Here is a 3,159-nt window from a genome sequence, read left to right as displayed (position 1 = left end):
GGAACTAGCAAGTACCCTAAGAGTAGAAAGATACTGATGGTCGATTGGGATAAGAAAGAAAAAATAATTGAATGGCGGCACAATTGGGCGGCAAGTGTAAATCAGGCTTTAGAGCAAAAAAACATTCCTGATCGGATCAGTGAAAAATCATTTGTGGAACAGGGAATAGCTGACACACCAATGCAACACGAGGGAATCAATAGCAAACGGCATGAAAGAAAGGCATTTAATCAACAAGTTAAGAACTATCGTAAGTCCAAAGATGGCTATAAAAATATGCAGGAGAAAGTAGTTAATCGAGGCCACTTGGATAGCCTAAGTAAACACTTCTCGTTTAACGAGAAAAAAGTGGTCAAAGAGTTAAGCCACGAACTGAAAACTTATATTAGTTTGGAAAGTTTAGATGATAAGCGGCGCATGCTATTTAATTGGAAAAACAGTACATTAATTAAGCACGCTGTTGGTGAAGATGTCACTAAGCAATTATTGACAATTAACCAACAAGAAAGTTCACTAAAAAAAGCAGATGAGCTCTTAAATAAAGTAGTTGATCGCACGACTAAAAAACTTTATCCAGAGCTTGATTTTGAACAGACAACCGCGGCTGAACGACGGGAATTGATTAAAGAAACTAATAGTGAACAAACGATTTTCAAAGGCAGTGAATTAAACGAACGTTTAATGAATATTCGTGATGATTTATTGACCCGACAATTATTGACCTTTACCAAACGGCCATACGTTGGCTGGAAGTTATTAATGCAACAAGAAAAGGAAGTCAAAATCAAGCTTAAATATACGCTGATGATTCATGATGATAGCTTAGAAAGTCTAGAACACGTTGATCAAGGTCTACTAGAAAAGTATTCACCAACCGAGCAGCAAAAGATTACTCGCGCAGTCAAAGATTTGCGAACAATCATGGCTGTTAAGCAAGTCATTAAAACGCAATACCATGAAGTATTGAAAAGGGCCTTTCCCAAAGGCGATTTAGATGGATTGCCATTGATTAAACAGGAACAAGCCTATACAGCCGTGATGTACTATGATCCTGTTTTAAAGCCATGTCAGGCTGAAACAATTGAACAGTGGCAAGCAAATCCACCACAGGTGTTCAGTCCCCAAGAACATCAACAAGGACTAGCTTATTTATCGGGACAGCTTAGCTTAGATCAGTTAGAAAATCATCACTTACAACGGGTTTTAAAGCATGATGGCACTAAACAACTCTTTTTTGGCGAATGCAAAGCCGATCCGACGATTAAGAACAGTCAGATCGAGAAAATCCAAAAGCAGTTAAAAGGGCAACAAGCCAAGGACGACCAGTACAGAAAAGAAAATATCGGACATTATCAACCGCTAAATTACAAGCCAGTTAGTCCAGACTATTACTTAAAGACGGCCTTTAGTGACGCGATCATGACTGTTCTATATGCCCGTGATGAAGATTACGAACGACAAAGACAGGCGCAAGGTTTAAAGGAGACTGAGTGGGAAATGACGAAAAAGCAACGGCAACACCAAACTAGAAACCGGCATGAAGATGGGGGCATGCACTTGTAATCACAAAATTAGCGACTGGTTAATTGGAATGATTGGCAGTCCTTTATACACCTTGCTATTAAGACAAAACGGGGTGCGCGGGGTGTACTCGATTGGTCGAGTACAGACGCCAACTTTGTATATGGTTTATCAAAGAGACCAGGCAATCAAAAACTTTAAGCCGGAACCCTATTTTGAACTAAATGCGGAAATTTTAACTAATCAGCAAAAATTCGTCGCAAAATTAGACCCCTATCAGCGATTTAAAGACGAAACAGGGCTAATGACATTCATGCAAGCTAAACACGTTCAGAAAGGCTCACAGGCTGGTTTAATCAAGGACATTCAAAACCAGGCTAAAAAGCGTGCTAGTCCCCAACTATTCTCACTATCCAGTCTCCAGAGTGCCATGAATAAACGTTATCATGCCAGTGCCAGCCAGACTTTGGCGGCCATTCAGAGTTTATACGAAGACAAACTGCTCAGTTATCCCCGCACCGATTGTGCTTATATCACTGATGAAGAATTTGATTATTTAGTGGCTAATCTGACGAAGTATCTGAATTTGGTCTCTAAGCCAGTCGCTTTAACCAATACCACTCCGAACAAACGCTATGTTGATGGGAAAAAAGTTGAAGAACACTATGCCATTATTATGACTAAAGTCGTCCCGACTAAAGATCAATTAGCTACCTTACCTAAAATACAGCATCAAGTCTATGACTTAGTTTTAAAAACGACGTTAGCGATGTTTGCTGATCCTTACGAATATGAAGAAACCACCATTATTACCCAAGTCGGCGATGCTAATTTTAAAGCAACCGGTAAGGTCCCAACTAAGCAAGGTTGGCAAGCATTATTTGATGAAAACAAAGCCGACCAGCAAGAAGCAGCCACCCTACCGATTGTTCACCAAGGCGACCAAGTTCCAGCGAATCTGCAAACGCCGCAAAAAAAACGACACCACCGGTACCCTTTACCGAAGGAACCCTGATTACGGCCATGAAGACTGCCGGCAAAACGCTTGGTGATGAAGCAGCCCAGGCAATTCTCAAAGATGTGCAAGGCATTGGGACAAGTGCGACCCGGGCCAATGTGCTAGAAGTGTTAAAGCAACGCGGCTATCTCGTCACTGAAAAGAACAAGCTACACGTCAGTGAAGCCGGAATTACTTTATGTAAAGCGGTCGAACTCGAACCCTTATTAACTAGCCCAGAAATGACAGCAAAATGGGAGCAAGCGTTACAGCAAATCAGTATCGAAGAACGCACCCCGGATAACTTTTTAGAACAAATTAAAAAGTTTGTATCAAAATTGATTGCTGATGTTCCCACGCAATTGACTGGCAGTGCAGCCATTAAGCAACAAATCGATCACCAACAGCAAGCACAAAAGTCCGACGAGGTCTTCTTAGAAACACCGCAAGCGACCGTTTTAAATAAACAGAAGTTTTACATTGTAAAGCCTAAGCAAGGCGAAAGCTTTACCCTGCCCAAGAAATGGAGCAGTAAGACCCTCGGTAAGACCGCAATTAAAGCGCTGGTCACCAAGGGGGAAACGAGCAAATTAAAGGGTTTCAAGAGTAAAAAAGGAAAGTCGTTTGACGCCAAGTTAAAG

The 3,159-nt window shown here is 41.3% G+C and carries 1 protein-coding gene and 1 pseudogene; both read left to right on the top strand.

Annotation, left to right across the window (positions count from 1 at the left end; translation table 11 throughout):
- Positions 1-1,563 (top strand): MobA/MobL family protein (locus tag EKM89_RS13655; protein ID WP_125689324.1); only part of this gene is annotated, 1,563 nt, incomplete at its 5' end.
- Positions 1,538-3,159: pseudogene (locus tag EKM89_RS13650) on the top strand (DNA topoisomerase); the annotation flags it as partial. The gene EKM89_RS13655 and the pseudogene EKM89_RS13650, both read left to right, overlap by 26 nt.

It is taken from the genome of Levilactobacillus fujinensis (assembly GCF_003946335.1).
Lineage (GTDB): Bacteria > Bacillota > Bacilli > Lactobacillales > Lactobacillaceae > Levilactobacillus > Levilactobacillus fujinensis.
This window is presented reverse-complemented; position numbering and strand designations above follow the sequence as displayed.